The sequence below is a fragment of the Hymenobacter agri genome (assembly GCF_054778495.1).
Genome location: NZ_BAAGZM010000318.1, coordinates 1 through 4779, shown reverse-complemented (window position 1 = coordinate 4779; position 4779 = coordinate 1). Strand labels below are relative to the sequence as shown.

General features: G+C 63.8%; 4 protein-coding genes. 3 read left to right on the top strand and 1 reads right to left on the bottom strand.

The features are described 5' to 3' along the window. The 3 genes from ACYVDE_RS14675 to ACYVDE_RS14665 all read left to right on the top strand — a co-directional run. On the top strand, window positions 1-361 hold a 361-nt coding region (locus ACYVDE_RS14675), incomplete at its 5' end, for a gluconate 2-dehydrogenase subunit 3 family protein (RefSeq protein WP_460502293.1). Window positions 362-462: 101 nt separating this feature from the next. Further along, window positions 463-2154, top strand: a complete 1692-nt coding sequence (locus ACYVDE_RS14670; RefSeq protein ID WP_460502292.1) for a GMC family oxidoreductase — start codon at window positions 463-465, stop codon at window positions 2152-2154. Between the two features lie 149 nt (window positions 2155-2303). Then, window positions 2304-3638, top strand: a complete 1335-nt coding sequence (locus tag ACYVDE_RS14665) for a family 1 glycosylhydrolase (RefSeq protein WP_460502291.1) — start codon at window positions 2304-2306, stop codon at window positions 3636-3638. Window positions 3639-3750: 112 nt separating this feature from the next. Here ACYVDE_RS14665 and ACYVDE_RS14660 read toward each other — a convergent pair. Further along, a partial coding sequence (locus ACYVDE_RS14660; RefSeq protein ID WP_460502290.1) for a pentapeptide repeat-containing protein occupies window positions 3751-4779 on the bottom strand: 1029 nt, incomplete at its 5' end.

Below are 4779 nucleotides of genomic sequence, written 5' to 3'. Positions count from 1 at the left end.
CCGCGCCGACGGCTGGCGCTACGATGCCCTGCCGCCCGACCGCGAGGCCTACCGCCTGGGCCTGGGCGGCATACAGGAAATCGCGCAGGTGCAGTTTCAGGCAGATTTTATGACGCTAACGGCGGAGCAGCAGGATGCGGTGCTGCGGGCGCTGGCCAGCGGCACCCCGCCCGGCAAGACCTGGGAAACGCTGGACGCCGGCCGCTTCTTCGAGGAAATGCTGGCCGAGCTCACCGAAACCTACTACGCCCACCCGCTGGCCCAGGAGGAAATCGGCTACGTGGGCATGGCCGACCTGCCGGCCTGGTCGAAAATCGGCCTCAACGAAAAAGAAGACCGGGAGGTGGCAATGGGTGAATGAGCGAATGGGTGAATGAGTGAATGACTGTGCTGTCTTTACGCTCATTTATCCGTCTGCCCCATTCACTCATTCACCCATTCACTCATTCATCCATCGTAAACATGCCCGACGAAGAAGTTCTCGAAGAAGGCGTCCTCAACCCCGTCAAGCCCGAAGTGCAGGACCCGCTGCTAAAGGCCCTGCTGGCCGACGAGCCCGCCACTGCGCCTGCTGCCGCCGATATTCCCAAAGAAAAACCGCAGGCCATCGCACCCGAAGCCGATGAAGTGGACTGCGTGGTAATTGGGCTGGGGGCGGGCGGCGCGCCGCTGCTGGCCCGCCTGGCCCAAGCCGGGCTGAAGGTGGTGGCCCTGGAAGCCGGCCCCTGGCACAACCCGGAGAAAGACTTTGCCACCGACGAAAAGGCCCAGGACTTCCTGTTCTGGAACGACGAGCGGCTGGCGGCCGGCGGCGACCCGCTGGCCATGGGCAAGAACAACTCGGGCACCGGCGTGGGCGGCAGCACCCTGCACTATACCGCCTACACCCCCCGCCCCCTACCCGACGACCTGACCGTGCGCCGCGACTTCGGCCAGGGCGAGGACTGGCCGATAAGCTACGAGGAGCTGGAGCCGTACTACAACGAAGTTGAGCGGTTTATCGGGGTTTCGGGGCCCACGCCCTACCCCTGGGGGCCCGCCCGCAGCCAAGGCTACCCGCTGGCTCCGCTGCCGCTGAACAGCGCCGCTCAGCTGATGGTGCGCGGCGCGGAGAAGTTCGGCATCAAGACCTCGCCGGCGGCCAACGCCGCGCTGTCGGCACGCTACTATCAGGAGGGCGTGGGCTGGCGCGAGGCCTGCACCAACCGCGGCTTCTGCCAGGCCGGCTGCTCCAACGGGGCCAAGTCGAGCATGGACGTGACGTTTATTCCGCTGGCCGTGAAGCACGGGGCCGAGATTCGGCCCAACAGCTTCGTGACGGAAATTGAGCGCGACGCCCGCGGCTATATCACCGGCGTGGTGTACACCCAGAACGGCGAGCAGAAGCGCCAGCGCTGCCGCCACCTGTTCCTCTGCGGTGGCTCGGTCGAAACCCCGCGCCTGCTCATGCTGAACGAGCTAGCCCTCACCAGCGGGCAGGTGGGCCGCAACCTGATGGCCCACCCCGGCCTGCAGGTGTGGGGCACGTTTGCCGACGAGGTGCGGCCCACCAAGGGCATCCCCGGCGGGCTGATTTCGCAGGACACGCACCGGCCCAAGGATGCCGACTTTGCCGGCGGCTACCTGCTGCAAAGCATTGGCGTGATGCCCGTGACGTTTGCCGGGCAGGTGGCCCGGGGCCGCAAAATGTGGGGCCAGCCCCTGCGCGACTACATGCGCAACTTCAACCACATTGCCGGCATCAACATTCTGGGCGACTGCCTGCCGCACGCCGACAACTTTATGGAGCTGGCCGAGGAAAAAGACGCCCGCGGCCTGCCCAAGCCGCGCCTGCACTTCACGGCCCAGGAAAACGAGCAGCGCATGAATGCCCACGCCGAGAAAATCATGCGCGGCATCTGGGAAGCGGCCGGCGCGACTGATATCTGGGCGTTTCAGCGCTACGCGCACGTCATCGGCACGGCCCGCATGGGCAAGAGCGGCGACGACGCGGTGGTGGACCGCAATGGCCGCGCCTTCGACGTGCCCAACCTTTATATCTCCGACAATTCGACCTTCCCCAGCGCGCTGAGCGTGAACCCGGCCCTGACCATTATGGCGCTGAGCCTGCGCACGGCCGATAAGTTTCTGGAGCAGCAGCGGCGGGACTCCTGAACGATGTAGGGGCGGGGCTTGCCCCCGCCCGGTCGTTGAACGGCTGCTATACGAACCGTTCAACGACGGGCGGGGGCAAGCCCCGCCCCTACCTCCGATTACGCGCCGACCCAAGTCCCCAAGACCCTAAGCCCCCAAGTCCCCACCACATGAAATCATTCCTCACGGAAATCCGCGACCATTTTGGCGACGGCAACTACGAAGGCGACGAATACGGCGGCGCGCGCGGGCACAACGGCAGCGGCCTGCCCACGGGCCTACCCAACAACTTCATGTTTGCCACCGGCATCGAGTGCAGCTACCCCACCATCGACCACGGCAAAACCCGCCGCGACCTGCTGGCCGAGTGCGACCACTACAACCGCTACAAGGAAGACCTGGCGCTGGTGAAGGAAATGGGCCTGAAAGTGCTGCGCTACGGCCTGCCCTACTACAAAATCCAGCTCAGCCCCGATAAATACGACTGGGAGTTTGCCGACGCGGCGATGGCCGAAATCCAGCGCCTCGAAATCACGCCCATTCTGGATTTGATGCACTTCGGCGTACCCGATTTCATCGGCAACTTCCAGAACCCCGAGCTGCCGGTGCATTTCGCGGCCTATTGCGAGGCGGTGGTGCAACGCTACCCCTGGGTGCGCTACTACACGCCGGTGAACGAGATTTACGTGACGGCCAAGATGAGCGCCAAGGACGGCATCTGGAACGAGCAGCTGAAGTCGGACAAGGCGTTTGTGACGGCCATGAAGCACCTGGTGGCGGCCAGCATCATGGGCACGCAGAAGATTGCCAAGCACCGGCCCGACTGCATTATCGTGCAGAGCGAGTCGGCTGAATTCACCCACGAGCTGCGCGCCGAGCACACCATTGAAGTGCAGATGGAGAACAAGCTGCGCTTCGTGTCGCTCGACTTGCTGTATGGCCACCACCCCGAGGGCGACGTAGTGAATTACCTGTACGACAACGGCATGACGCGCCGCGAGTACGACTGGTTTATGGCCGGCGAGCCGCCGGGCTACCAGATTATGGGCAACGACTACTACGGCCGCAACGAGAAAATCATGCTGCCCAACGGCGAAATCTGCGTGAGCATGGACGTGCTGGGCTGGTACAACATCACCCGCGACTACTACCTGCGCTACAAGAAGCCGGTGATGCACACCGAAACCAACGTGCTCGACGCCAAGGAAGCCCCCACCTGGCTCTGGAAGCAGTGGGTGAATATCCTGCGCATGCGGAAAGAAGGCGTGCCCGTGCTGGGTTTCACCTGGTACTCGCTCATCGACCAGATTGACTGGGATAAGGGCCTGGAGCGCAAAGTGGGCACCGTGAACGCCTGCGGCCTCTTCGACCTCGACCGCAAGCCGCGCCCGGTGGCTGAGGCATACAAGATGTTGCTGCGGGAGTATGGCCAGATTACCATCGTGCCCCACGGCGAGCTATTCGAGGTAACGAAGTCGCCGGCCACGCTGAAGGTGGAGGTATAGTCAAACTAAACTGCCTGTCATCCTGAGCGCAGCGAAGGACCTTATCACGTTCAAACGACTTGTTCTAACGTGACAAGGTCCTTCACTGCGCTCAGAATGACAGGCAGTTAAGTTACTCCCCATCAATGAGCAGACTCTCAGCATCGCGTAGCAGGTGCGCGATTTGCTGCGAAGGCCACTCGTGCATGGGGGACCGATTCGATTGCATGTCGGCCTCGGTGCAGGGGCCCTTGTGTCCTATCGGGCACATGGTGGTTGCGTCGGTGCAGTCTTCGGAAATGGTGGTTGGCCCGTACTTCTGCGTGCGGGTTCGGCCGCGGTGGTGGATGACCAGCTCGCCGTCTTCCTCAGCCACGGCGGCGAAGCCCATATTGACACCGAACAGCCGGGCATTGGTGAAGTTGGCGCCTTGCAGGCAGGCGCCAACGAAGGAAGAAAGCTGGTCGCCGGCCTTGCTGACCGTAGTGCCGCTGAAGTTGGCATTGACCAGGCAGGCCCCGACGAAATTGCACCCCTGCAGCGCCAGCCCCCCAATGCCGGAGAAGTCGGCGGCCAGCAGGTAGGCCCCCGTCAGGTCGGTGTTGAGCATGGTGGCCCCGGACAACTTCGTTTCGAGGCCCGTCAGCGCGGCATACGCCAGCTGCGCGTTCGAGAGGTCAGCCATCGTCAGGTCGGTGTTCACCAAGGACGCCCAGTTCAGGTACGCGCCCGCCAGCACGGCCCCGCCCAGCTTGGCGTTGTTGAGGGTGGCCCCGTTCAGGTTGGTGCGCTGCAGCCCGGCCTGTTGCAGGCTGGCTTGGGTGAGCACGGCATTGGGCAGTTCCACATCGGTCAGGATAACAAAATCGGCCACGAGGTTCCTCAAATCCCAGGCCGGGGCTTCGGCGGCGCCGGGGTTGGCGGGCTCGGCGGGTAGCATCACCGGCATGTTGGTGAACGTGGCCTTCGTGAGGTTGAGGTAGCGCCAATCCAGGCCCAGCAGCGCGAAGTTGAGCGTGGCGTTGGTGAAATTGGTGCGTGTATCCCGGGTGCGGCCCATGCGCGGGCGGCGGTTGCCGGCCACGGTGGCGCTGCTCAGGTCGACGCCGGTAAAGTCGCAGCCGCCCAGCTCGGTGTCGTCGAACACGGCCTGGTGCAGCGT

Coding starts and splice junctions, on each gene's coding strand:
- ACYVDE_RS14665 (WP_460502291.1), top strand. CDS start 2,304: ATGAAATCATTCCTCACGGAAATCCGCGACCATTTTGGCGACGGCAAC.
- ACYVDE_RS14670 (WP_460502292.1), top strand. CDS start 463: ATGCCCGACGAAGAAGTTCTCGAAGAAGGCGTCCTCAACCCCGTCAAG.